The organism is Leeuwenhoekiella obamensis (assembly GCF_055391795.1).
Genome location: NZ_AP029251.1, coordinates 256069 through 282028, shown reverse-complemented (window position 1 = coordinate 282028; position 25960 = coordinate 256069). Strand labels below are relative to the sequence as shown.

Here is a 25960-nt window from a genome sequence, read left to right as displayed (position 1 = left end):
TTTTATTGCGATTAGTTTTCTCTCGCTTTCGCGAAAGCGACATATACTTTATAACTTGTCTCATAATTTTAGTCAAAATGTAGAATTGAATATTTTAACTATATTCGGTGCTTATATACATATCTGTTTTATTTTAAAACTTCATAGTCAGGCATCATGAAAAAAGCACTACTTCTCCTTTTCCTATTTTCAACGTTTATCGGGTATTCTCAAAAGCTTTATAAGGCTGTTGAAAATAAAGACCTTCTTAAAGTTCAGCATCTGGTTGAAAAAGGAGCTGACGTTAATGAATATGCTAAAAACGGACTCTTCCCGTTATGGAGAGCCACAGCAGATAACAGTTATGAAATAGCAAAATTCCTTATTGAAAACGGTGCTAATGTAAATCAAGAAAATAAAGTTGAGCCAGGTAAATCAACACCTCTACAATATCCTTATCAGGAAGGTTATTATGATATTATAAAATTGCTCATTGATAATGGAGCAGATGTGAACTATAAAGGTTTTCATGATTTTACACCCATTTGTATCGCTGCTAGAAATGGACACCTAGAGGTGATTAAACTTCTGGGAGATAGTGGCGCCGAGGTAGATTTCAGAGCTGATGATGGCGCTACTCCTTTAGAGCATGCTGCTTCAAAAGGGCATTATGAAGTTTGTAAGTATTTAATAGAAAACGGCGCAGATGTGAATAATGTAGATACTGAAGGTGACTTTGCCTTGGGTGAAGCTGCTAAAAGAGGATATCTAGACATTATTCAATTACTTATAGATAATGGCGCTGATCTTAGCATAGAGAATGCAGAAAAGATGACTGCACTTGATATTGCTAAAAGACAAGGACAGAAGAAAACCGCTGACCTCATTGAAAAGCACATGAAGTAAGTGAGCGGATACTTATTCACTGCATAGATACAAATTCAGAATCCACGTAATAAGTCTACTCTTCTCATCCCAATTGAGAAATTAGAACAGTAGCTATCCTTTTCGCGGAAGCGTTATAAAGCAAATATAATTATAGCTTTTGCTGTAACATTCTAAGTGCTCAGCACACTTGTTCTTACACAAGAGCGTAAAGTTCTTTTGGACACTTGCTTTTTTAGTTTATAGAGCATCGTAAGAAGCGTTAAAAACTATATTTGCAGTCCCACTAGACTTTGATTGCTCCCTGAAATAAATAAACATACACTTTAACCAAACTCCACATGCGTACTATTTTCTCCCTAATCTTAGGCTTTCTGATCTTTACAAACCTTAATGCTCAAAAAAAAGACCTCTCTCTTGATCTACAAGTAGGTAATACTTATAAACAAAGCAGTGCTGTATCTCTTACCATGGGGCAGCAGATGGGCGGTCAACTAATGAACATAAAAATGACCATTAGCGGCTCTAATGACTTTACCGTAAAAGACCTTAAAGACGGTGCTTATACTATGGAAACTAAGTACACAGCATTAAAGATGAAAATGGAAATGCCTCAAGGCACCATGGAATATAGTTCTGACGGCACAGGTGAAGATCTAATCTCAAAAATGCTTAACGGTATGGTTAGCAAACCATTTACCGTAGTATTAAGTAAAAAAGGTAAAGTATTAGCCATCAATGATTATGATAAGCTTTGGGATGTAGCCTTTGCTAGTATTCCTGAAATATCTGAAGAAAACAAGGCTCAGATACAAGAAGAAATTAAACAAAGCTATGGTGCTGATGCGCTTAAAGGTAATATTGAAGCGGCAACAGCTATTTACTCAGAAACTCCTGTAGAAAAAGGCGATTCGTGGGATATTACGACTAGTCTAGATAGTACTATATCTTTAAATCAAAATTCAACGTACACCTATGTTGACACTACTCCCGATTATACACTTATCAGCGGGAAGGCTACGCTTACTTCTTCTAAAGAGAGCGTGAAGTCTGCAGCTGGCGAAATGGAATATGCGCTTGATGGTACAAATACCTCAACGATCAAAGTAGATAATGCATCAGGGTGGATCATTGAAGCTGTAATAGATCAAAACATTAAAGGCAGCATTTCTATTGAAGGCAATCCTGCAATGCCAGACGGTATGACCATCCCTATGGAGGTTACCTCTACCTCTACAGTGACTAATAAGTAACATTACAATTTGGACTTACAAAGCATATTTTCAAATCTTATCGCTAAGTACTCTGACGACATAGAATACAATAATCTATGCTGGAGTGAAATATGCAATAGTTACACGTCCAAAGGAAGGTATTATCATGATCTTTCTCACTTAGAGAATATGCTAGAAGAAATAGAAAAGGTAAAGGACATGGTCAATGATCTAGATGCTTTATACTTTTCTATTTTTTATCATGATATTGTTTACAAGCCTCTTAAAAATAACAATGAGCACAAAAGCGCATTAATTTTTAATAAGAACATCTCTAAAACACGCTTTAAGAATATTGCTGCATGTATGCAACAAATAGAGGCTACTAAGAAGCATGAGTTTGCTACTGAAAAGGATACTAACATTCTGCTTGACTTGGACCTTTTAGTCTTAGGCCAGTCTGCAGCAAGCTATGATGCTTATGCTATCAATGTTAGGAAAGAATATCAGATGGTTCCTACCTTCATGTATAATTCTGGCAGAAAAAAAGTACTTGAGCACTTTTTAAACATGAATAGCATTTATAAGACTGCTTACTTTCAGAATAAGTATGAGCTTAACGCCAAAGAAAATCTAGAACGAGAACTACGCTCGTTTACCTAATAACATCCCAGATGTTCATGGATCTTACATTTGTCCTTTTCGCGGAAGCGTTATACTAAAGCATCTGCAACAGATCGCTGAAGTCTTTGAATATTAATCCTAAAAAGCAAGGTGTAATAAGCAGGGTTTTTATATTATTGTTAAAAATAATATAAAACGGTAGTTACCGTAACTACAACCAACCATAACCCTTCTAATGAGTACTACTAAATTGCCTACTAAACCGCACTACCAGATCCTTGACGGACTTAGAGGTGTTGCGGCAGTGATCGTTGTTTGCTTTCACCTTACTGAGCCGTTATCTACCAGCAGTCTTGATAATGTGGTTAATCATGGCTACCTGGCGGTAGATTTTTTCTTCCTGCTGTCTGGTTTTGTAATAGGCTATGCGTATGATGACCGGTGGAAGAAACTCACCTTTGGCGGTTTTATGAAGCGTAGGCTAATACGTCTGCAACCATTAGTGATCCTAGGGATGACATTGGGCGCCATTGGTTTTTATTTTACAGATTCGGCGATATGGCCCATGATAAATACGGTACCGGTATGGAAGTTATTCATCGTGATGCTTATAGGCTACACCCTTATCCCTCTACCCTTATCTATGGATATTCGCGGTTGGGAAGAGATGCACCCGCTTAATAGTGTGGGATGGTCGCTCTTCTTTGAATATGTAGCTAATATATTATACGCTTTAGGTTTACGTAAACTGTCTAATAAAGCGCTTACCATATTTGTGATCCTTGCAGGGGCGGCGCTTGTGCATCTTGCCATCACTAGCCCTAGCGGAGATATCGCCGGCGGATGGACACTTAATGTAAAGCATATGCGCATTGGTATCACGCGTACCTTGTTCCCGTTCTTTGCGGGATTGTTGCTCTCTCGTGTAGCTAAACCTAGATACATCAAGAACGCCTTCTTGTGGTGCGGACTGCTACTGGCCGTTGTACTTTTTATGCCTAGAATAGGTGGTGCAGAGCATCTGTGGGCTAATGGCCTGTATGAGTCTATTTGTATCATTATCCTTTTTCCGCTTATCGTGTATATAGGCGCTAGCGGTGCGGTACATACTAAACGCGAAAAGAGTATTTGCAAGTTTTTAGGCGATCTGTCTTATCCCTTGTATATGACGCATTACGTTCTGGTATATTTTTATGTGGCTTGGGTAAGCAACAATGAAGGCATCACCCTTGCCGGCGCACTACCCATGGCACTGCTCACATTCGCCGGATCTATCGTACTTGCCTACATTAGCTTAAAATGGTTTGATGAACCTGTGCGTGCATGGCTGCGAAAGAAATATAGATAGATTTGAGTACAAAGTATTGAGTAGTTAGTACAAAGACTGTTATTAACGGTAGAGTTCTAAGTACTTCGTACTTTTCACAGAAATTACGAAAGCGGAAAGTAGAAAGTAGAAATGGGTGAAGGGTGCTGGAAGTTGGAAGATGGATGTTAGACTTATGACTAATACGCAAGCGGTAATCAAGCGAAGCCGAGATGCAACCACTTAGTACTTTGTACTCAATACCCTGTACTAACTTATAACTTCTCCTCACTCCCCGCTTCCAACTTCCATCTCTTCCCGGTCATCGAGCGGAGCGGAGATAAAACTTTGTACCAATATTCAAATATCCTGTTCTCATTATACTTTCTTCTTTTTTCCATTGATGAAAAAAGAAACAAAAAAATCTAGGCTGATTTTAAATTTCTTGAATTGAAAGAAAACCTTTTTATCATGCGTATGAGAAACCGCTGCGCTAGTCTCATACTCCACAGCCAGCGCTGCAAAGCTTTTCTACAATTACTACGAAATTTAAAAGTAGGCCGAGTAAGCAAGACCGCAAAGAAAGATGACCTTAGACAAATCCAGTTCATCAATCGAAGTCGAGATGCAACCTCTTTGTACTCTGTACTCAATACTTCGTACTAACTTTTCTTTTCTCTATTTTCTATTTTCTAATTTCTAATTTCTACTTTCAAAACTCCCTTCTCCCCGCTTCCAACCTCCATCTCTTCCCGTTCATCGAGCGGAGCCGAGATGCAACCACTTCGTACTTTGTACTCAATACTCTGTACTAACTTATAACTTCTCCCCACTTCCCGCTTCTTCTACACCCAAACGATATTTTTATTATTTTAGAGCAGATATTAAAGACACCTCAATTAAAAGTTATGGGACTTGGTGCTGGTCATGTAATGGATATGATCAATCGGTTAAAGGATAATCGATCACAACGCCCTTCTACACGTGCAAAATTTAAAGAAGGCAATAGAGATACTAGCTCTAGATCACCAATTAAGAGTCTGCCTCCAGTTTACAAAATACCAGATAAAGAAACTCTTAACGCTATAAAACAAGAGATAAAGCTGCAAGCCAAAATCAGGAAAACAAAGAACAGGCGTTTTTTAATGCTGTTTACCCTCTGCATAGTTTTTACTATTGCACTGATACTATGGCTCAGTGTATAAATTCTATTTGGCTTAAAGCCAAAAACAATTAAATATGATTAAACGCATAAAGCGCTGCTTGATCGCAGTGATACTATTACAATCCTTGGTCATTATTGGTATACCTGCCGCGCATGGATATGCGCTGTTGAGTATGATTGAGGCTGTTGCCGTAGGTATGATCGTGCGTGGTGCTATTCAGTTTAATGCAGAATACCCTTTGCAACCACTAATACTAGCAGGAGTACTTTTATCTCTAGCTGCCAAAATCTTTATTATCATACTACTGTGCCTTAAAAATATGCAAGGCAGAATACTTTCAGTAGTGATCAGTTTGGCAATACTACTATTAGGTTTTGTTTTGGTATTTATACAGACATTAAGCTATGATAGCTTTCTTGCTATAGTTATGCTAGGAAGTAGCATCCCATTCTTGATGTATTGGGGACGCTCAATATATTTAATTTACATAGACCACAAATATTAGAGCTTACCTTAACAAAATTCTTGCGTACTCAATTCTTTGTACTCTTTACTAACTACTTAATACTCCACAAGGACTGAGGGACGAAGGATAAACGACGAGCGACGAATTAAGAAATACGAAAACGGAAAGTAGAAATACGAGCTACGAGCTACGAGCAACGAACAACGAGCAACAAACAACTACTCGATACTTTGTACTCAATACTCTGTACTAACTTCTCTATTTTCTAATTTCTATTTTCTACTTTCAATTTTCCCCAAAAAACTACTCAAAGACACCATGCTATGCACCACATCTCTAAAGGTAGCCCACACCACCAGATCATGACCGTGGGCGTCTGGCGGTAGATCGATGTGGACACTGCCGGCATCCCGCTGTGCGATATCCTCAAAAAAGAAAAACCGTTTTGTAATCGTACTATACGCGATCACCGTGAGCAGGTCATCACTATATGCAAAACCGTGACCCGAGTTGTTTTCCCAATTAATAGATAAGGAGTTTTCGGCTTTCGCCAAAAGGGGTGCTTGCAACCCCCGCAGCAATCCCGCGCTAATGAGTGCCTTCTCATAATTGATCACAAAATCATCACCATCAGCCACAACCACCTCTTTGAGGTAATACGATTTGGCTTGATCATACCTATTGCGGGAACCCGCAGGAGAAGTAAACGTCTCTTTAAGAAACCCCTTTAACGGATTGAGAAATTGCGTTACCGTAGCAAACCGCCGCTGATTACGTTTTTGCGCCGCACTAAATTTGCGCTTCTTATATACAGGACGGGTACGCAGTATATCTTGATCGCGCCACCGCGCGCCCACCACCGTACCTACCTTACCACTAAAGCCACCTAGTATACCTTCTTCTAGTTTTCCCATGATATTGATACTTAGCATTTTAAACCCTATCAAGATAATACTTAATTCGCTGTAAAACAAGGGGTTACCCAAGTACGCGTCGGGTTTACTTCGACATTTCTTCGAGAATGCTTCGAGAATTGCCCGTATTTACTGGGGTTTACCGAAGGATCCTCGAAGAAAACTCGGAACACTGTCGTAAAAAAACCGAAGGATATACCCGCATATCCGGATGAGATTTGGAAGAAAAAATCAAAAAAACAGAAGATAAAACAGCTGAAAAATGCGGGATAGAAAACTGTAAATGAATATATTTAACATCTTTAAAGCCGACCTAATAGTACAGACTTCATAAACTCATAAGGTTAAATGATTATTTTAGTGTGGATTTAACAAGTTGTGCATAATGCTAAAACATTAATATGAGTAAAAAAAGATTTCATTTTGAAATTCCAGGTGATAACATCCGAAATGAGAAATATGATAAATCTGGATTTTCACCTTCTGTTAAAAGATTAAATCATGCTGAACATGGTCAAAGACTTCAACTTCAATCACAGAGGTTTATTGAAGTCGAATTTAAAAAGAAGGATATAAAATATACGGACGACCTTTTTTTACAAATTGAAACTCCTAAAGAAATAACATTAAAAAGCCAAAAACTTAAAATTGAAGATTTAGGATTTCAAATTTTATCTTATTCTAAAAATAATTCTTCAATAGGAACAGCATCAATTGGAAAGGAAAATTTTCAAAAGTTTGAGAGTCGCCTCGACCAATATATACATACAAAAGAACATAAAGGAAAATCATATTTTTCTCCAATTGAAAACCTTTCCAGTATTCCTCCAGAAGATAAGATAAAAGATGATTTAGATTTCGAATCTGATGAAGAGGTAGAGATTTTAATTAACCTTTTTAATGTAATTAAACCAAAGGAAATTTTAGCAGTAGCAAATTCCATTTCTGAAGAATTGAGAAACTTTAGTGAATTGGTTGAACAACGAAGTTTTTCAAATGGGGTAACAACAATATACTCAAAACTTCAAGCAAAAAACATTGCCAATATTGCTTCAGAATTCTCAACTATTAAAGAAATAAAACCAAGTCAAACATTTTATGCGCCTCAATCTTTAACAACCGAGAATCTTCCCAATCCTTTAAAAGTAAATGATCCACAATCTGAATCAATGGTTTGTATCATTGACTCTGGAATAAGGTCAACAAATAAAGTATTGAACCCTTTTGTCAAAGATAGGATTATCAAACTTCCAGTTGGATCAATAGATTGTGCATATGATCATGGTACTTTTGTGGCTAGTAGATGTATTTTCGGAGATAGTATTGATAGTTGTTTAGGATCTCATGAATTGAATCCATATTGTTATATTTTAGATGTTTCAGTGTTTGGTAAGAATGCTTTAAATAATGTTCTTGGACCTAATGAATTTCACTTAAAGTGTGTGTTAGAAGACACTTTAAATCAATACTCTGAAACTGTAAAAGTCTACAATCTTTCATTAGGATCTGGAGTGGCTATTAATGATAATCAATATTCTGATCTAGTAAAATTAATAGACGCATTAGCAAAAAAACATAAGGTTCTATTTATTATAGCCGCAGGTAATATTAATGCTCCATTAGGAGATTTCCCTACAGAACATTTTGGAAGTCCTTTAGCAAGAATAAATACACCTGCAGAATCACTTCTAGGATTAACAGTTGGCTCAATTGCTAAACATGTAAATAATGATTCTTTATCAGGTATCGATTTCACTTCTCCATTTTCAAGAATAGGCCCGGGTGCAGACACTGGAATTAAACCAGAAGTTGTAGCTCATGGTGGTAATTATATCAAACCTTATAATCCATCACCAAGAATAGCAACTTATGGTATTAGTAATGATGGTAACAATCTTGCTGTAGATAATGGTACAAGTTACTCGGCTCCTCTAGTTTCAATGTTTGCTCAAAAATTATTTGATGCCTATCCTCAAAGTGATCCAAATTTAGTTAAAGGTTTACTTTGTCACTTTACCGACATTAGAAATAAACATGAGGAACTAACGGATTCTGAAAGAACGTATACTGGTTTTGGAGAACCAAATATTGAAATGGCTCTTGAAGCCGGAAAACATAACGCTGCTTACATTTATGAAGGTCAACTCGATCAAGATAGATATCAATTCATAAAATTTCATGTTCCGTCGACTTTGCGAGTTGGGGAAGAAAATTCAAAATTAAAAGTAAAAATTATCATAGCATATGATCCACCTGTAAATCCGGATAACGAAATTGAATATTCGGAGACAAGAATTTCAGCTGCCTTATTTAAAAAAACAAAGACTGGAATGAAGAAAATAACAATATCAGGGGAAGACCCTTGGAATCCTTTAATACGATTTGAAAAGTCCTTTACACGTGCATATTTACATGGTGATTGGGAACTAAGATTAAGATTATTTACAAGAGGTAATGTTAAAGAAGAATATTTACAAGATTATTCGGTGGTAATAGAACTTATAGATGAAGATGGTGGCACTGATGTTTATTCAGATATATCAAAAGAATTTGCTACTATCTACGAAACTATAAAAATAGAGTTAGCAGCTTAGCACTATGCATAACAACTGTTCATCGTCAATAAGCGTTGTAAAAAACTTGACCAACGAACTAATACTAAGCTTATAAGTCATCTCACCTACTCCTGTAACTTGTAATAGCCGAGACCCCCGTAAAACGATTAACAAAAAAAGTGAACAGAGAATATCATCTATCTTTTTGTAAGATCTGCACAAATAGGAGATCTTCATTACAAGAAGGAATTATTTGTGGCTTGACTAATAAAATTGCAGCATTTGAAAAAGACTGTTCTCACTTCAGAGTCGATGAACTTGAATTGAACAAATTAAAAAAGCGTTTTGAAGTAGAAATAGAATATAATTATCCAACAACTAAACTAGACAGAATCTTTAGTGAAAGAGAGTTTAAAAGACCCAAAAAGAATCGAAAGAGAAAGTATTTATCGAAAGAGAAAACTCACGGATTAGAATTTAAAAAGGACAAAAACTATGACAAACAAATTCTAATAATGCTAGGAATAATAATTGGAATACTACTTTACGGAAATTACAAAAATGACTATTCGTGGGATTTCAATTCTATGAATATTATTGGTGTTTTAATAATGCTCATTTTATCTATATACTTCTTTTATAGAGGTTTTTATCATAAATATGAAACATTAGTTTCTATTGATGAAAATGGTATTCACCAAAAAGAAAAAACTCTGTATTGGAATAATATATTGGACTATGGAATTATAAAAGGCAGAGGTGATAACTCAATGGAGAAAAAAATAATCATTGCAACAACTTCATCTGGAATACAAAAAATCGATATTTCGGAATTAAATGTTACTCCAGAAGAATTTGTAGAAATTATAGAACTAAATAAAAAAACGTTTTACAATAGCTAAGCATTCATCTTGCCGTCACAACTTTCAATAATTTTTGCACAAAAAGTTTAACTTTAGAAAGCAAGAAACAAAACTGGTGATCTTGAGAGACCTTTCATCTAAGATTATAACTTGGGATAGCTGTAAACCAATAACAGCAATATGAAAAAACTAATATTAATATTATTTCTTGTATTGTTTTCCTGTAAATCGGGATCTAACTCACCTATTACATCTTCTGATACTTGCATTACTAAAGAACAAAAAGAAATTTTCAAAACAGCAGTAAGATTATTTGAATATAAACTGCAAGAGCAATATTCTGATATTTCAACAGAATTTGCGTATTTTGAATTCGTATCAGATTTGGCAGATAGAGAGATACCTATTGACTTTTTTAAAGATTCCCTAGAAATAGAAATCAGGAATATGAATTTATGGGCTGAATCAAAACGCACTGAAGAAGAAACAACCTTTGAAAAACAAATATTCAATGTTGATTCAATGAATCCAATACGAGTAAAATTAAATCCTGACTTTTCAACTTGTCTTGCAAGTAAAATTGACTGGAGAATTGGGACAAGTTTTTTCTTGAAAATGAACTCACAATATAGATTAAGTCCTGCGCTTGCCAAAAAACAGATTTTCAATACTAGTACAAGTGAACGTGACATGAAACAATTTGAAAGTAGATTGGCTATAGTTCTTGGATTTTATTACCAAACAATGTTTAATATAAAAAATACTGTTCCCAATAACGAAGCCTTAGTATTGCCGGAATAGCCTCCTATACGTATTGCACAAAAAGTTTAACTTTAGAGAGCAAGTGAGAAAACCGGTGATCTTGTAAGTCCGTTCTGCTACTCCTCTAACTTGTGATTACTGCAGACCAATGACTGCAATATGACAAAATGAAAAAGTCAATAGTTGAAACATATCCAAATGCTTGGGATTTTGTTAACTCTGACAAGCAGATGAGATCGAGGGCTGGTGATTTAAGAATTGAATATGTTGACTTGTTCGAAATTGCAATAGGTGCGCCATTAGGTAGAGAGGCTTACTTGGTCACAGATGACAAAAGACTTCTTATAGACAACTGGTGCGCTGGACCACCTATTTGGGATAAAGAAGGAAAAAAGGTGGCTATCCCTAAATGGACTAGGACTTTTTGGAAAGGAACTTTGCAGCAGCTAATTGTGATTGACTTATCAACTGGAGAAAAGATCACTTACAAAAGAAGATTTCATGTTCTTGATCTTAGAGGTTTTAACAAAAACAAAATCTACGGATATGACAGTCCGAGGTATAAACCAAAGACAATCGAATTTAATCTTGCAAAAGAAAAAATTGAAACAAAAACTAAAATACCTATTGCTAATAACTAAGCATTCGTATTGTCGTCACAGCTTTCTACACGTATTGCACAAAAAGTTTAACTTTAGAGAGCAAGAAACAGGACTAGCAACCTTATAGGTGCTCATATTCAATACCGATAAGAATAAAAGAACTAATTATGAGATCAACACTCACATTCATTTTTCTAGCAGCATTCGCATTTAAATCATTTGCTTGTACTTGTTCTATTAAACCTCTTTTCACTACAAAAGAAGACTTAAGCGAATATAGCTTCATCGCTCACGTAAAAATAACTGGCATTCAAGAAGCTGAAAATATTAATACAGATTACTATGCGCATCAAATGAATTTTGAAATCATAGAGTTATATAAGGGAGAACAGATCCAGAATATTATTGTTTCAGGCTCTCACCCATTACTCAAAGGTTGGACATCTTGTGATCTAAGAGAAAAAATTGGTGATGAGTGGATAATTTTTGGCTATAACAATAAGTACTACAAAAAGTTAACTACCGGTTATTGTACGCGTTCAAAAAGAATTAAAAGTTCTAATGGATATGAAGATATAAGATATACAGACCAACCCGTCTTAAAAACTCAATTAAAAAAATTATTTGATAAAGAACAGATTGTAAAGTATTATGAAGGTAAGAGAGTAGAATTTTACCCTAACGGGAATAAGCAATTAGAGGAGAATTATGAAGATGGCCTTTTAAATGGCACAAGAACATTGTGGTTTCCTAACGATACTCTTCAAAGTAAGCAAACCTATAGTAATGGTTTAAAAGATGGAGTATTTAAATGGTTCTCAAAGAATGGACAATTAAATAAAATTGAAAAGTTTAAAAATGATATTCCCATTGATACAACCACGATGTGGAGAGAAATAAACACTTCAGATTTAAATTTAAAAATCTATTCAGACCTTAACCAAGTTAATTTACAAGAGGCTAAAGAAGTACTTTCTAAAAAAAGGCTTTGGATACAAAGAATCTATAACGACAAAGGACAGTTAGTATCAAATATAGAATTTCATCAAAGTGGAGAAAAGTATGAAGAGACAATATATTTTCCTGAGCAAAAGAAGGAAATAAATAGATTCTTTTACGAAAATGGTGTACTACGCTCTGAACAGTTTCATATAAACAGAAAGGATACAGGAGTTTATAAAGAGTGGGATGAGAACGGAAAATTACTTAGGTCTTGGGAATATGATGAAAAAGGAGAAATCATTAAATCATCAATAAAAGAATTTTAAAAGGACGTGAATTGTATCAGGAAAATATCGTCACACTGCCATAAACTACAATAATGAAAAGAACACTCATCTTACTTTTAATACTTATTGTAGTTATTGCGTGTAAACAGAAAAGCCAAGACAAGGAACAAACAACAAATCAAAAAAATACGTTTACAGAAGTCATTACAGAAGAGTATGAATTGTACAAACCTAATGAAACGGTTAAGGGTGTTTTGATCTTATTCGGTGGTTATCCTGAAAAAGCTGATGATATTAAAAGGGAATCTCAGATTCTTGACATTGCCAGAGAAAATGGTATTGCTGTTATACTGTCAAACTTTAATCAAACACTATGGCTTAAGGATAGTGAAAAACATCAACTCGCAGAACAGCTTCAACAAATAGTTATTGAACATCAATTGCCAACAGATAATATTTATATAGGTGGCTTTTCAAGCGGTGGTGTTGTAAGCCTTTTGATCAGTGATTTTATAGTTGGGATGAAGCAATACTATATAGACCCAAAAGGAGTGTTTATAGTAGATTCGCCCATAGACTTGGTTGCCTTGTATAGATCCTCTGAGAAAAATATAGAAAGAAACTTTTCAGAACCATCCATTCAAGAAAGCACTTGGCTTTTAGAAACGCTAGGCAACACATTTGGTAACCCAAATGAGAATATTGAGGACTATGAGAAAAATGCCGTCTTTACCTACAGCACAGATAATATTTCTAATCTTAAAAGATTAAAGCAAACTAAGATCAGGCTTTACACAGAACCAGACACATTGTGGTGGCAAGAAAACCGCATGGCTGATTATGATCAAATGAATGCCTTTTATATTAAAGCGTTATCAGAAAGTCTTACCGAGAAAGGTTTCAAGCATGTTGAATATATCCCGACCACTGATAAAGGGTATAGGGCAAATGGCGACAGACATCCTCACAGTTGGTCAATAATAGATAAAAAAGACCTGATAAAGTGGATGCTCAAAGAATAGACACTTTGAATAATAATAGTAATAATAATAATAGCCACAACACCTAAATCAATGAAAAAAATACTTCTTTCAGCCTTTGCTGTATTCCTGTTCTTCTTTTGCACAAATACAATGTATAGTCAGATAGGCGATATGGTCGCCATCATGCAAGTAGACGAGCCTATACCTGGGGTCTGTAATAACGCAAAGGTGATCTCTATTTTACCTTTTCCCGGTAACGGTCAAAAAAAAGCTAAAGCACCTCTAAAAGATGAGGAGATCACTAAACTGCTAAACACAGAGGTGGCTTTCTTAAAAGATAAACCCGCTTATAATGATAAGGGTATGGTGGCGTTGATCATCAACTGTAAAGGTGAGATGGTGCGATGTGAAATAGACAACAAAACCCAGAGCCCAGAACTTGATCAGCAGATCGTAGCTGTCTTTGCTGAGATGAAAAAATGGAAACCAGGAACCTTAAAAGGCAAAGCAGTAGACACGTCAGTATTGTATAGTTTTGAAATAAAAGAGGGAGTGATTTCGCTATAGCGAAAAAAAGCAAGCCACGATATATACACATACGTTGCACGGCGGGACGCTTTGCTGAGGTTAACTGATAATAGAACAAACATTATGAGAAACATTATATTCCTATCAATATTTATTTTAACCTCTATTAGTGCGATTTGTCAAGAATCAGAACTAGCAAATATAAGAGCTAGTTATAGCCTTGGAGAAAACACTAAAAAACTAATTGAGCAAAATGACCTAAAAGAGATACAATCTGAATTTGGAGAAACAGATAAGGTGGATAATCTGATTGCTGCAATTAAAAGTGAAAAATTCAAGAGTGCAGCATATAAATTAGACACTGACATGTATTTTAATCCAGACATCAATAAATATGTCTTTGCTATTTATAGTTCTAAATGGATTAGAACAGAATCTCAATGGGGGCTTAGTGATTACTTATTTGTAATCGAGTTAATAATTGATAATGATGGTTTAAATAATAAACCAAAAGTAATTAGAAGAAGAATAGTAGTAGAAAGTTCTGATCTAAAGAAGTGGTGGCAATCATTGATGGATAGTTATCACGAACCAAAATTTCAAAGAGCTATATGGGCCGAGAAATACAAGCTTTTTCCCCCTCCTCCACCGCCACCACAAACAACAGCTTGGTTGAATAAGAATTGAGTTGTTGTCATAAAAAACACCGCGTTAAAAGGTCTAGATTTTATACACATACTTGCACTTACCTTTGCTACAGAAACAAATCAAAAACATTAAGGCAATAGAAAAATGAAAGACACAGAGGAAAAGGAGTTAACCTGGAAGGAGTTTACACATGTAGAGATGAGAGTGGGAACTATAATTTCGGCAGAGGTATTTAAAGAAGTGCGCAACCCGGCTTATAAAATGATCATAGATTTTGGCGCATTAGGAACTAGAAAAACTTCTGCGCAGATCACTAAGCTCTACACTGTGGAAGAAGTGATAGGAAAACAAATAATTGCTGTGGTGAACTTCCCTCCCAAACAAATCGCCAATATTATGAGTGAATGTTTGGTTCTGGGCGGTGTGGGAGAAGACGGCGAGGTTACCCTTATAGAACCAGAACGCAAAGTAGCCAATGGAACTCGAATAGGGTAAAATGATGTCTTGCATTAGCTGTAAGTTGCTGTTTTTAAATCTAAAACAACTAAGTTTAATGCTGTATAGTACATTTATTCTTAGCCCAAATCTTTGTGCATCATATGACAACTGATCTTATAGATATAGATTACATCTACAACCATAGGCTTTATAAAATCTGGAAAGGCTTACTGGTGATCTATGGTGTACTCTTGATCTTTTTGACCAAAGATAATGGGTTTGAAACCCTTATTAAATATGAATATCTAATAACGGTAGTTTCCCAGATCTTTTTTATTTCTTGGATAGTCATCTTTATTCTAAAAACATTGATGTTTTCGCGAGTTGGTAAGCTATCAACCGATCAAGACAGATTAGTTATAGATCTTAAGGATAATAGGCAAATAGTTGATTTAAATATGGTTAAAGAAATAACCTTAGGAAAGCATAGTAGAAAATTCTATCATTTAGAAGTCTTAGAACATGACCTAGTCCTTGAACTTGATAAGTCACAGCTCAATGCGCTAAAGCATATCTTAACGCAACAAGACATTAATATTAAACATAGCCTACTTACTGATAGGATATCTACGTGGTTTAGAAAATGACCTAAGTATCCCTAAGAGTTAACCTACATCTCTGCATATTAAAATACATCCCAATACTCACGCTGGTATGAGTAGGAATTTTGTCAGGCTATCCCTCACTACAAGATTTACTTTACAAGCTCTAGAGGCAATAATAATATACGTCAACTGTCGTATGTTTTTAATCGGCAAGCTCTTCTAAATTGCATTCATTACTAATGAGGTATATCACGACGTCTTCGCATATGTTGATCGTCGATAGCCTATTGCAATTAGAAAAACTTAGCCCTCTATGAGACATTCTACAGCTTTTAATAAGATAAGACTAAGCATACTGGTCGTTTTTGTTCTATTGTGCACAAACAGCTTACGATCTCAAGTGATAGTAGATAGAACTAATGCTCCACTAAATCCCACTGGCCCGTACTCACTTTATGCTCAAAATTATAATACAAAAGATGATGTAGCTTCTATTGACTATACTCTTTATGACAAAAACGGGAAACCCATAGATGACAGGATCACCTACGATAAGGAGATCGCCAAGCAAAATAAAATGATCTTTCATAAAGTAGACAATGGTTTTATAACAGAAATAGTAGATTATAAACGTCCAGAAGCTATAAAAACATACCAGTACAGCAACGGTTTAATTACAAGAGAAGAAAATAAGTTTTGGATCTATAATTATAAATATGATAGCCAAAAGAGATTAATTGAAAAGCAAGCAGAAAGTAAAAACGGAGAGAGAAGTAATTATATAACCACCTATTCTTATAAAAATCTCCCTGAGGATAAGCTACAGGTTAATCTTAAAACTGAATATGATAAGGATTTAAAAGCTAGTACTTCGATAATGATTTTTAAAGATGGATTAGTCCTTAAGAATATAGTTTCCGATAATTATACCTATTCGTTTGATCACAAAGGTAATTGGATATATAAAAGCTGGAATAGCCTTGGTGCCAATGAAATATATAGATATATTATTTATTATTCAGACTTAGAAAAAATACAAAAGGATGGTTATCTAAAATGGAGAATAGAATATCTACGTAAAACGCAAATCCCCATACCATTCCCTCTTTTAAATGGTCGTACTATACAAAATAACAAGGCCATCTCGCCTCAAAGAGTTTTAGACGATGGAGGATTATTCTATTTGCCTTTATCAAAAGAATATTACTATGGGGCAGACGCCTATAGTAAAGATAGACCCATTGGCACTACAGGAATGGCAAAACAGATATCCTCAGGTCACGAAGCCATTTTACAAACTAACGGAACTGGTGTACTTCAAATCTACCAAAGAACAAAAATCACAAAAGGTAGAAGTGTATTTTGGGGTAAATCATACTTTACTTATGACACTATTTTAAAAAAGGGGTTTTATAACAAAAACTACAAAACAGCAGAGAAAACATTTTTACCCACAAAAGTCATAGAAGGAGACACCTATGTTTACGGTGTTAATCCTGAAAAAGGAAAATATGCTATTTATTTAAATGGTTTATCTCTAGACGCAAGTAAACTAAGCCTATGGAAGTTTACCAAAGAAGGTGACCCTATAGTTATGTATGATGGTAAACCCGTTGCAATTCTTGAAGGCTATTTTGATATTAAAGAAACTATGCTTGCAGTTGCAAAACCCTATGCAGGTGAGCAATTATTCAATTCTCTTAAGGATGTTAAAGGGTCTAGCAATAGTTCTATTTCAACAAACCAAACCAATAAAACTCCCACCAATAGTTCCTGTATTGCAGGCGACTGTACAAATGGCTATGGAACTTATGTTTTAAAAAATGGCACTAGACTTATAGGTTTTTTTAAAGATGGTAAAGCACATGGCTATACAAGATTTTTCTATACAAATGGTGACGTTTTTGGTGGAGAATATATTAATGGAAACCGTACAGGTTATGGGATCTATAATTGGAAAGAAACCAATGAGATGTATTATGGACAGTATAAAGATGGAAAACGTCATGGCTATGGCTATTTCTACAAAGGTGAAGAATTAGTCCAAGCCGGTATATATACTGAAGGTAAATTAACCACTGATTACACAACCGAATATCTCAATAAAAAATCGGCCGACAAAAAGTGTTCAGGTAATTGTCAAAATGGTTTTGGCTCCATGCTCCTAGATAATGGTGATTACTATATTGGGTTCTTTAAAAATGGAATTCAATATAAAATAGGCACATACAAGTGGAGAAATAATGGCGCTATTTACTATGGTGAGTGGAACAGTCAAGGCAACCTTAGTGGTTCAGGTATGTATGTTACAGATACCTTTTACTATTGTGGTGATTTTGACGATAATGGTAGAATAACTGGACTAGGTGTAAAAACCGATAGAAAAACTAATAAAGATATCTATGGTTTATTTGAAAATGGAAATTTAGTTAAGGACTATGCAACTAATGGTACAGTAATACATACCCTCCTCCAAGATACCAGTTCTAAACATAATAACACACAAAACAGCTATAACTCTGAACTACAAGATAAAGTCATGCAAGCTATGGCACAATCTTATGTAAACACCTATCACAAAAAAGGCAAAGAGGCGTTTAAAAAAATGTTAGTAGATTATCATAATACAATTGCCCTTCTCTCAACAGATTCAATGTTAAACGAAGAGCATACTACAACATTTAAGCTTATTTATAAAATAGACAAAGTAGTTGCTCACAAATATTTTTTAAACCTACCTGATCCTTATTTCCGTACAAATACAAGTAAAATTCTAGCAGGACTGACCAATGATGAACGCACCTTTATAATAGAAGAGTCTAAAAAAATGACCCGCAAATACACCTTAAAAGATGAGTATAAACCCAAGAATTGATATCACAGATCTTCATAAATAACAAAACAGCCGTACAACACCACACATAACTCCTTGTCTCTATAAGCATTACAGATGTTTTTAAAATGATTGTAGTATCTTACCGCTTTCGCGAAAAGGTTCTAGCTAGTATCACACACAAACAGATCATATCCAGAACCGTTGCAGAAACCATCGATTAAGAAACAATGCAGCCCATATTCATCAATAAAGAAATAGCACCCAAAGCAAATTGGCGCACTATAAGCTTAAATGTACTTTTGAATAGTGGTATACCTTTACTTCTTTTTATACCTATCACTTATATGCTAGAAGGAGATATGGAGTTTAGTTACATACTATGTACAGTTTTTATTGTATTATCCACTACTAAAATGTTCTTTTCAAAGGAGCTTGCTTCAATTTATATAGATAATGATAAAAAGGCAGTTATCCTCAATAGGAAAAACAGTTTTGAGATTATTAGCACAAAAACTTTTAAACTTGATGAGACAGATTTAACTCCTATTACCCAATCTAAAAAAGCGTTAGAATTTGATCTTTCAAATAAGAACAATTATGTTACAATTAGTTCAAAGACAAAGGGAATCTCTAAATCAGATATCCTTACTATTTATAGCATTCTAAAAGATGAACTTGGCTTTAAAGTCATCACAATGAAGTAATAATTCAACTTTGTGTTGTTTTGTTATCCCATTCAACGTATTAGATAGTTTGTAAAATTTATCTTAGCCGTAGTTTTATTTATTTGGCTGCAGCCAAATAACTCCTAATACAACACACATACATTACACTACTAAAGGTCAGCATGCATATTAGTTTTCAACTCAGCAATGAAGATTTTATAACGTTTATGTTGTACAACTCTTCAAGATCAAAATTGCAAAAACAAAGACGACTCCGCGTTAGAATATTAATACCTGTGATCTACATCTGTTTTGGGATATATTCTTTTTACAAGAATGATGCTTCTGTCTTAGGTATCGTTTTTCTGGTAATAGGTATCCTATGGTTTGCCTTCTACCCTTTCTATTCAAGGTGGAGATCCAAAGAATATTATAGAAAACACGTAGAAGAAAATCACAAGAACAGAGTTAACAAAACGGTAGATATCACAATTGATGAAAACTCCATAAAAGCAGAAGATCCCACTTCTACAAGCATAATAAAAGGAGGTGAATTAAAGGAGCTGATCGAAACTCAAAACCATTATTTCATAAAACTCAATACTGATCAAGTGCTTATATTCCCAAAAAAATCAATTGAAAACCCAGCAGAATTTACAAAGCGTATAACTACCTTAGGAGCAACGTATGTAAACGAACTCAACTGGAAATGGAAATAAGACTCCTCCCCGCTCTAATTCTTGCTATCGCGTTGACCTCATGTGGCAATGCAGATAAAAATAACACGCATAAAACGGTTGAAGATACAAACGCTATTCACACAGACAGCCTTAAAACCAGTGAAAATATGACACATCAAAAGATCACACCGTACCTGTGGGTAGAAAAAGATGCTAAAGCTGTAGCAGACTATTATCTGTCCATCTTTAAAGACGGCAAACTGATAGATTATCGCACATTTGACAGCGAAGAGAGCGGCAATGAAGCCGGTATTGAGACCGCCATCATCGAGGTTGCGGGCATGGAGTTTAGCATTCTAGCCGCAGGACCGTTATTTAAATTCAATGAGGCGGTATCTTTTGTCATTAACACAAAAGATCAAGCAGAGACAGATTATTACTGGGAAGCCCTCACCGCAAACGGCGGCGAAGAAGGCTCTTGCGGTTGGTTAAAAGACAAATACGGACTATCATGGCAAGTGATCCCGACAGAATATTTTGACCTCATCCACAGTGAAGACCCAACCGTGCGCAAAAAAGCAATGGAGAATACCTTAAAACAAAAGAAGATCATCCTAGCAGAGCTTAAATAGAGTTAGTTTAGATTTGTGATTTATTCATTTGGCTTAAAGCCAAAAAACATCTCATGCGATAATAGATCAAACATTAATAACTAAACAAACCCCCAATGAAAAAAGCAGTATTCACGATCTCATTATTTCTTGTTACCACGATAAGTTTTGCGCAAGACTATAAGACAAATATTAAAACAGAATTCTCAGAATATTTGCACGCAATAATCAATAAGGATTTTGAAAAATCAATGAATTATATAGTTCCTGAGTTCTTTGAGTTTTTCCCAAAAAGTCAAATGATAAAGTTAATGGATCAGCTTTTTAATGATCCTGAGATGGAATTTGTGTTAAAGGAGGCTGAGATCAAGACCATACATGATGCTCAAAAGATCGAGGATAAATACTATGCTTTTCTTACTTACAGCAATCAAATGAATATAAAGTTTCTCCTTGATGATGAAGGTGAAGAGCAAACGGCTGATGAGAAGAAAATGTATAACAATATAATGATGTTGTCATTTGAGAAAACCTTTGGAGAAGGAAATGTGAATTACGATGAAGAAACAGAATTCTATGAGATCTATGTTGAGAAAGACGTTTATGCGGTCTCTGTAAATGGCAAGACAGACTGGAAGTTCTTAGTTATTGAAAAAGGACAAAAACCTCTTCTCTCTAAGATCTTACCTAAGGAACTTGCTGACACTTTAGAATAAAACGTTCTGCAACCTCATCTTGCATCTACGATAGCGCCACGAGAAATAGGTAAATTCAAATCTTCCATATTTCTTCTGGTCTAAAACTGTAGAACTTTATATATTCAGCGAGATTAAAGCATTACAGTTTTCATGAAAATACTATTTCTATTTATAGCCTTAAGCGCATCACAGATCATGTTAGGCCAAGTGACTTATACTCCCATATTTATTGATCCATGTACAGAAGAACCGGTTGAAGACTTAATATGGTGGGTCTCTGATGAAAATATGCATTACGGTAATGAATATCTAGGAATGCCCACCGCTACTCTTCCTAAACCGGGAATTTACCAGTTAACGAGTCCTGTGTCCAGAAAACCTATTGAAATCCATATTACACAAGAGGGTGTTGTGAAAGATACTTTTAATCTTAAGAAACTGGATTATATGGTGTACATAGGCGTGCCAAACAAACCTGCTACTTACTTTATTTGCGATCCAGATAATCTGGCAAATGGTAAGGTTACAGATTATTTCCACAATGGGAATATACGTGAAGAAGGCACCTTTAAAGATGGTGTGATCATAGACACTTTAAAGACATACAGCAGATCTGGTGAGCTTCTTGATGCCATACCGCCGCAGCAATAGTGTTGCTAAAAAGGTTTTATTCTTTTGGCTTAAAGCCAAAAATCTTCATATAACCTTAAGATATCATCGTATTAGAAAATCTTAAATTCCCGATTAGCTAAACTTTCAAGAAATTTAATGTCAAAAAAGTCAACCTCATCTGGCGGAAACATCCCTTTATATCTTTCAATCACTCTTGTTGCAGGCCTTGTTGCCGCATATTTTTTTATTCCTGAGGTTCAGGATTTTTTTAATGAAGCTTGGCAGGTGCTCACCAGTAATGATGAAGAACGCATCAGGGCTTGGGTAGATGGTTTTGGCTGGTATGGGCCGCTTGTGCTTATCATCGCGATGATCGCTCAGATGTTTTTATTAGTCATTCCATCAGTGGCGCTTATGGTCGTAGCGATCCTCGCTTATGGTCCGGTATGGGGAAGTATCCTTGTTTTTGCTGCGGTGTTTTGCGCTTCGTCCGTGGGATATTTTATTGGTAATCTTTTGGGTGAAAAATTTGTACTTAAACTACTAGGAAAAAAGAACGAACAAAAAGTAGAAGGCTTCCTTGAAGATTATGGTTTATGGGCAGTGATCATCACTAGGATCAATCCGTTTTTATCTAATGACGCCATTAGCTTTGTATGCGGAATCCTGAAAATGAACTACTGGAAGTTCATCTCTGCCACCTTGATAGGTATTGCACCGCTCACCATTTTTATCGCCATCCTTGGCCGAAATTCTGACAGCCTTAAAACAGGTTTGATCTGGGGTTCTGTGGTAAGTCTTTTGGGCTTTGGCGCTTACGTGTGGTGGGACAAAAAGCGTAAGAAAAACGCTTAATTCGCTCCTGCAGACTTTCATCTTTTAAGTTTCTCTAAACAAATTATTGCTACGTCATAACCTGTGGTTTTCGTATTTTCGTCTGATGCGCGTTTGGCGTATTTGGCTTAAGCCAAAAAAATAAAACCACGCTATGGATTTAAATTTCAATAAGAACGAAGATCACAATAAATTACAGGTATCAGACCTGAAACATCGCCTGAAGAAAGTAAAACTGGGCGGCGGTGAAAAACGTATTGCAAAACAGCATGCTAATGGTAAGATGACGGCGCGAGAGCGTATAGATTTCTTACTGGACGATGCAGAAAAAGCAATTGAAATAGGTGCTTTTGTAGGTGACGGGATGTACGAAGAGCATGGCGGTTGCCCTAGCGGCGGCGTGGTTGTAAAAATAGGTCATGTAAAAGGCAAGCAATGTATCGTGGTGGCTAACGATGCCACAGTAAAAGCCGGAGCGTGGTTCCCGATCACCGCAAAAAAGAACCTGCGCGCACAAGAAATAAGTATAGAAAACAAACTACCCATTATTTACTTGGTAGATAGCGCTGGCGTTTACTTACCGATGCAAGACGAGATCTTCCCAGATAAAGAACATTTTGGTAGAATTTTTCGCAACAATGCGATCATGAGCAGCATGGGCATTACGCAGATCGCTGCGGTGATGGGCAGTTGCGTTGCCGGTGGTGCATATTTACCAATCATGAGCGACGAGGCTTTGATCGTTGATAAAACAGGAAGTATTTTCTTAGCAGGAAGCTATCTGGTTAAAGCGGCGATTGGCGAATCTATTGACAATGAAACTTTGGGCGGAGCCACGACACACTGCGAGATCAGTGGCGTGACAGATTATAAAGCGACAGATGATAGAGATGCGCTAACCCGTATTCAGAACGTGATGGATAAGATAGGCGATTTTGATAAAGCGGGTTATAATAGGGCTGTCGCCAAAAAACCTACCGAAGATCCTAATGACATCTATGGCTTGCTTCCGCGAAAGCGCAGCGACCAGTATGACATGATGGAAATCATAAAACGCCTCGTTGACGGTAGTGAATTTGATGAATACAAAGCTGGCTATGGTCAAACGATCATCACTGGTTATGCGCGTATCGATGGCTGGGCAGTAGGCATCGTGGCAAATCAACGCAAGGTTGTAAAAACTAAAAAAGGTGAAATGCAGTTTGGCGGTGTGATCTATAGCGATAGCGCAGATAAAGCAACGCGTTTTATTGCAAACTGTAATCAAAAGAAAATACCGCTTGTATTCTTACAAGATGTCACAGGCTTTATGGTAGGAAGTAAAAGTGAACATGGCGGTATCATAAAAGACGGTGCTAAAATGGTGAATGCGGTAAGCAATAGCGTTGTGCCAAAATTCACTGTGGTAATAGGCAACAGCTATGGTGCTGGTAATTATGCGATGTGCGGTAAGGCGTACGATCCTAGATTGATCTTTGCATGGCCTAGCGCAGAACTTGCTGTAATGAGCGGTAATAGCGCAGCTAAAGTATTGTTGCAGATTGAAACTGCTTCACTTAAAAAGCAAGGTAAAGAGATCACTCCAGAGGTTGAAAAAGAACTTTTTGACAAGATCAAATCCAGATACGACGAGCAGGTTTCTCCATACTATGCAGCCGCAAGATTATGGACGGACGCTGTGATAGATCCGCTAGACACTCGCAAATGGATATCTACCGGGATCGAAGCGGCAAACCACGCTCCTATTGAGAAAGATTTTAACCTTGGCGTGATACAAGTATAATGCTTGTAATGCTCGCTTATATTGAGATGCAAAAAGATATACTATCTTTAGTAAGATCAAAATATAGCATATGTCTAAAGCATCTTTATTAAAAAATAAACCCAAGCTTAGTTTCTGGCAAATCTGGAACATGAGTTTTGGTTTCTTGGGAATTCAATTTGGTTTTGCCCTACAAGGCGGTTTTATGTCACGTATCTTCCAGACACTGGGAGCAAGTGAAGAAGAAATTCCGCTTTTATGGATCGCGGCACCGCTTACCGGTTTGATCGTGCAGCCTATTATTGGTTATTTAAGTGATAAAACTTGGCATCCCAGATTAGGAAGACGCAGACCTTATTTTCTTATCGGTGCGATTCTTAGTTCGCTGGCATTATTTTTTGCGCCATACTCCTCTGCGCTGTGGATGGCGGCTGGTTTCTTATGGGTTTTAGATGCATCCATTAATGTGAGTATGGAGCCCTTTAGAGCCTTAGTTGCAGATAAACTCCCAGAATCTCAACGCTCGTATGGCTTTGTTGTACAAACGTTGATCATTGGTATAGGCACTTGGGTTGCCAGTAATTTACCGTGGCTTGTTAATCAACTAGGCGTAAGTAATCAAGCAGATCCAGGGGTAATTCCTCCTTCAGTGAAGATCGCATTTGCGATAGGAGCCTTTGTGTTTATTGCGAGTATTCTCTACACTATTTTCACGACAGATGAATATCCGCCAGAAGATCTGGAAGCGTTTAAAGGAGAGAAGGCAAATAGTAAAGGAACTTTTGTAAAAGACATTCTAGAGAATATAGGGAGCATGCCCACCACAATGCGCAAGCTTGGGCTAATACAATTTTTCAGTTGGTTTGCTTTTTTCACGATGTGGAGTTTAGCAACACCAGCACTCACTGAGCATGTGTTTGATGCACCTGCACCCGTTGAAAAATCCTTTAATATGGAAGATGTTCAGCAGCAAGAAGCATTTACTGTTGCTAACAAGAAGTATCAGGATGCTGCTGACACCGTAGGTTCGGCGATGGGAGTTTATGGACTTTCATCGATGGTCTTTGCGCTTTTGCTTACCTTTTACTCTGCAAAACGCAGCCTTAACCGAAAATACACACACCTTATCTCATTACTTCTCGGTGGTGTAGGATTTATAAGTATGTTCTATGCTAGCAGTGCAGCCGTGCTCTCCTTAAGTTTTCTGCTCGTAGGGATCGCTTGGGGCAGTATTCTTTCAATGCCATACGCAATGCTTTCAAGCACGATAGATCCTAAAAAAATGGGAATGTACATGGGACTTTTCAATATGTTTATCGTCATCCCACAAATTATCGCAGCCTTGGGCGGCGTCAATTTCGTTTATAAACTTTTGGGCGAAAGCACAATCAATGCCATGATCATATCAGGAATCAGTTTGATCTTAGCTGCATTCTCAAATTTATTAATCACAGAAAAAGCAGCGATATCGTATATCGCGCCACAAGAATAATTT

Annotated in this window: 25 protein-coding genes; 24 read left to right on the top strand and 1 reads right to left on the bottom strand. The window is 36.3% G+C overall.

Translation table 11 applies throughout. The features are described from left to right. Nucleotides 1–156 precede the first annotated feature (156 nt). The 5 genes from ACZ5L8_RS01370 to ACZ5L8_RS01350 all read left to right on the top strand — a co-directional run bounded on the left by ACZ5L8_RS01370 (nt 157) and on the right by ACZ5L8_RS01350 (nt 5679). Entirely contained in the window at nt 157–885 is a 729-nt protein-coding gene (locus tag ACZ5L8_RS01370; RefSeq protein WP_464439206.1) for an ankyrin repeat domain-containing protein, read from the top strand. Nucleotides 886–1205: 320 nt separating this feature from the next. Next, nucleotides 1206–2117 carry a DUF6263 family protein gene (locus ACZ5L8_RS01365; protein WP_464439204.1) on the top strand — a complete coding sequence of 304 codons (912 nt, stop codon included), beginning with the start codon at nt 1206–1208 and terminating at the stop codon, nt 2115–2117. A 9-nt stretch (nt 2118–2126) separates the two neighbouring features. Next, a complete protein-coding gene (locus ACZ5L8_RS01360; protein WP_464439202.1) occupies nt 2127–2741 on the top strand; it encodes an HD domain-containing protein in 615 nt (204 codons plus the stop codon). A 196-nt stretch (nt 2742–2937) separates the two neighbouring features. After that, nucleotides 2938–4050, top strand: a complete 1113-nt coding sequence (locus ACZ5L8_RS01355) for an acyltransferase family protein (RefSeq protein WP_464439200.1) — start codon at nt 2938–2940, stop codon at nt 4048–4050. A gap of 1197 nt (nt 4051–5247) precedes the next feature. Continuing rightward, nucleotides 5248–5679 carry a hypothetical protein gene (locus ACZ5L8_RS01350; RefSeq protein ID WP_464439198.1) on the top strand — a complete coding sequence of 144 codons (432 nt, stop codon included), beginning with the start codon at nt 5248–5250 and terminating at the stop codon, nt 5677–5679. A gap of 233 nt (nt 5680–5912) precedes the next feature. On the opposite strand, the gene ACZ5L8_RS01345 is transcribed toward ACZ5L8_RS01350, so the two are convergent. After that, nucleotides 5913–6554 (bottom strand): DUF6266 family protein, encoded by a 642-nt coding sequence (locus ACZ5L8_RS01345; RefSeq protein WP_464439196.1) that lies wholly within the window; start codon nt 6552–6554, stop codon nt 5913–5915. A 401-nt stretch (nt 6555–6955) separates the two neighbouring features. On the opposite strand from ACZ5L8_RS01345, the gene ACZ5L8_RS01340 reads away from it, so the two are divergent. From ACZ5L8_RS01340 to ACZ5L8_RS01250, 19 genes are all read left to right on the top strand, one after another. Beyond that, complete coding sequence (locus tag ACZ5L8_RS01340; RefSeq protein ID WP_464439194.1) at nt 6956–9148, top strand: S8 family peptidase; 2193 nt, start codon at nt 6956–6958, stop codon at nt 9146–9148. A 221-nt stretch (nt 9149–9369) separates the two neighbouring features. Beyond that, a complete protein-coding gene (locus tag ACZ5L8_RS01335) occupies nt 9370–10011 on the top strand; it encodes a hypothetical protein (RefSeq protein WP_464439192.1) in 642 nt (213 codons plus the stop codon). 141 nt (nt 10012–10152) lie between these two features. After that, on the top strand, nt 10153–10773 hold the full coding sequence (locus ACZ5L8_RS01330) for a hypothetical protein (RefSeq protein WP_464439190.1): 621 nt from the start codon (nt 10153–10155) through the stop codon (nt 10771–10773). A gap of 128 nt (nt 10774–10901) precedes the next feature. Then, nucleotides 10902–11375, top strand: coding sequence for a hypothetical protein (locus tag ACZ5L8_RS01325; RefSeq protein WP_464439188.1), 474 nt, complete (start codon nt 10902–10904; stop codon nt 11373–11375). A gap of 128 nt (nt 11376–11503) precedes the next feature. After that, nucleotides 11504–12604, top strand: a complete 1101-nt coding sequence (locus ACZ5L8_RS01320) for a toxin-antitoxin system YwqK family antitoxin (protein ID WP_464439186.1) — start codon at nt 11504–11506, stop codon at nt 12602–12604. Nucleotides 12605–12657: 53 nt separating this feature from the next. Next, nucleotides 12658–13587 carry a hypothetical protein gene (locus ACZ5L8_RS01315; RefSeq protein WP_464439184.1) on the top strand — a complete coding sequence of 310 codons (930 nt, stop codon included), beginning with the start codon at nt 12658–12660 and terminating at the stop codon, nt 13585–13587. Nucleotides 13588–13638: 51 nt separating this feature from the next. Continuing rightward, on the top strand, nt 13639–14115 hold the full coding sequence (locus ACZ5L8_RS01310; RefSeq protein ID WP_464439182.1) for an energy transducer TonB: 477 nt from the start codon (nt 13639–13641) through the stop codon (nt 14113–14115). Between the two features lie 84 nt (nt 14116–14199). After that, nucleotides 14200–14763: a hypothetical protein gene (locus ACZ5L8_RS01305; protein WP_464439180.1), complete on the top strand. Its 564-nt coding sequence runs from the start codon at nt 14200–14202 to the stop codon at nt 14761–14763. A 105-nt stretch (nt 14764–14868) separates the two neighbouring features. Then, the gene (locus ACZ5L8_RS01300; RefSeq protein ID WP_464439179.1) at nt 14869–15219 is read left to right on the top strand and encodes a tRNA-binding protein; all 351 of its coding nucleotides are present in this window, start codon (nt 14869–14871) and stop codon (nt 15217–15219) included. Nucleotides 15220–15314: 95 nt separating this feature from the next. Then, nucleotides 15315–15809, top strand: coding sequence for a hypothetical protein (locus ACZ5L8_RS01295; RefSeq protein ID WP_464439177.1), 495 nt, complete (start codon nt 15315–15317; stop codon nt 15807–15809). A gap of 271 nt (nt 15810–16080) precedes the next feature. Further along, complete coding sequence (locus ACZ5L8_RS01290) at nt 16081–18642, top strand: MORN repeat-containing protein (RefSeq protein WP_464439175.1); 2562 nt, start codon at nt 16081–16083, stop codon at nt 18640–18642. Nucleotides 18643–18830: 188 nt separating this feature from the next. After that, on the top strand, nt 18831–19307 hold the full coding sequence (locus ACZ5L8_RS01285) for a hypothetical protein (protein ID WP_464439174.1): 477 nt from the start codon (nt 18831–18833) through the stop codon (nt 19305–19307). A gap of 143 nt (nt 19308–19450) precedes the next feature. After that, nucleotides 19451–19987 carry a YcxB family protein gene (locus ACZ5L8_RS01280; protein ID WP_464439172.1) on the top strand — a complete coding sequence of 179 codons (537 nt, stop codon included), beginning with the start codon at nt 19451–19453 and terminating at the stop codon, nt 19985–19987. Then, nucleotides 19978–20580: a VOC family protein gene (locus tag ACZ5L8_RS01275; protein WP_464439170.1), complete on the top strand. Its 603-nt coding sequence runs from the start codon at nt 19978–19980 to the stop codon at nt 20578–20580. The genes ACZ5L8_RS01280 and ACZ5L8_RS01275 overlap by 10 nt, the downstream gene beginning before the upstream one ends. 95 nt (nt 20581–20675) lie before the next feature. After that, nucleotides 20676–21275, top strand: a complete 600-nt coding sequence (locus tag ACZ5L8_RS01270) for a hypothetical protein (protein ID WP_464439168.1) — start codon at nt 20676–20678, stop codon at nt 21273–21275. 132 nt (nt 21276–21407) lie between these two features. Then, the gene (locus ACZ5L8_RS01265; protein ID WP_464439167.1) at nt 21408–21908 is read left to right on the top strand and encodes a hypothetical protein; all 501 of its coding nucleotides are present in this window, start codon (nt 21408–21410) and stop codon (nt 21906–21908) included. 117 nt (nt 21909–22025) lie between these two features. Continuing rightward, nucleotides 22026–22724, top strand: a complete 699-nt coding sequence (locus tag ACZ5L8_RS01260) for a TVP38/TMEM64 family protein (protein ID WP_464439166.1) — start codon at nt 22026–22028, stop codon at nt 22722–22724. A gap of 133 nt (nt 22725–22857) precedes the next feature. Beyond that, nucleotides 22858–24486 carry an acyl-CoA carboxylase subunit beta gene (locus ACZ5L8_RS01255; protein WP_464439165.1) on the top strand — a complete coding sequence of 543 codons (1629 nt, stop codon included), beginning with the start codon at nt 22858–22860 and terminating at the stop codon, nt 24484–24486. A gap of 70 nt (nt 24487–24556) precedes the next feature. Next, nucleotides 24557–25957, top strand: a complete 1401-nt coding sequence (locus ACZ5L8_RS01250; protein WP_464439163.1) for an MFS transporter — start codon at nt 24557–24559, stop codon at nt 25955–25957. Nucleotides 25958–25960: the final 3 nt, after the last annotated feature.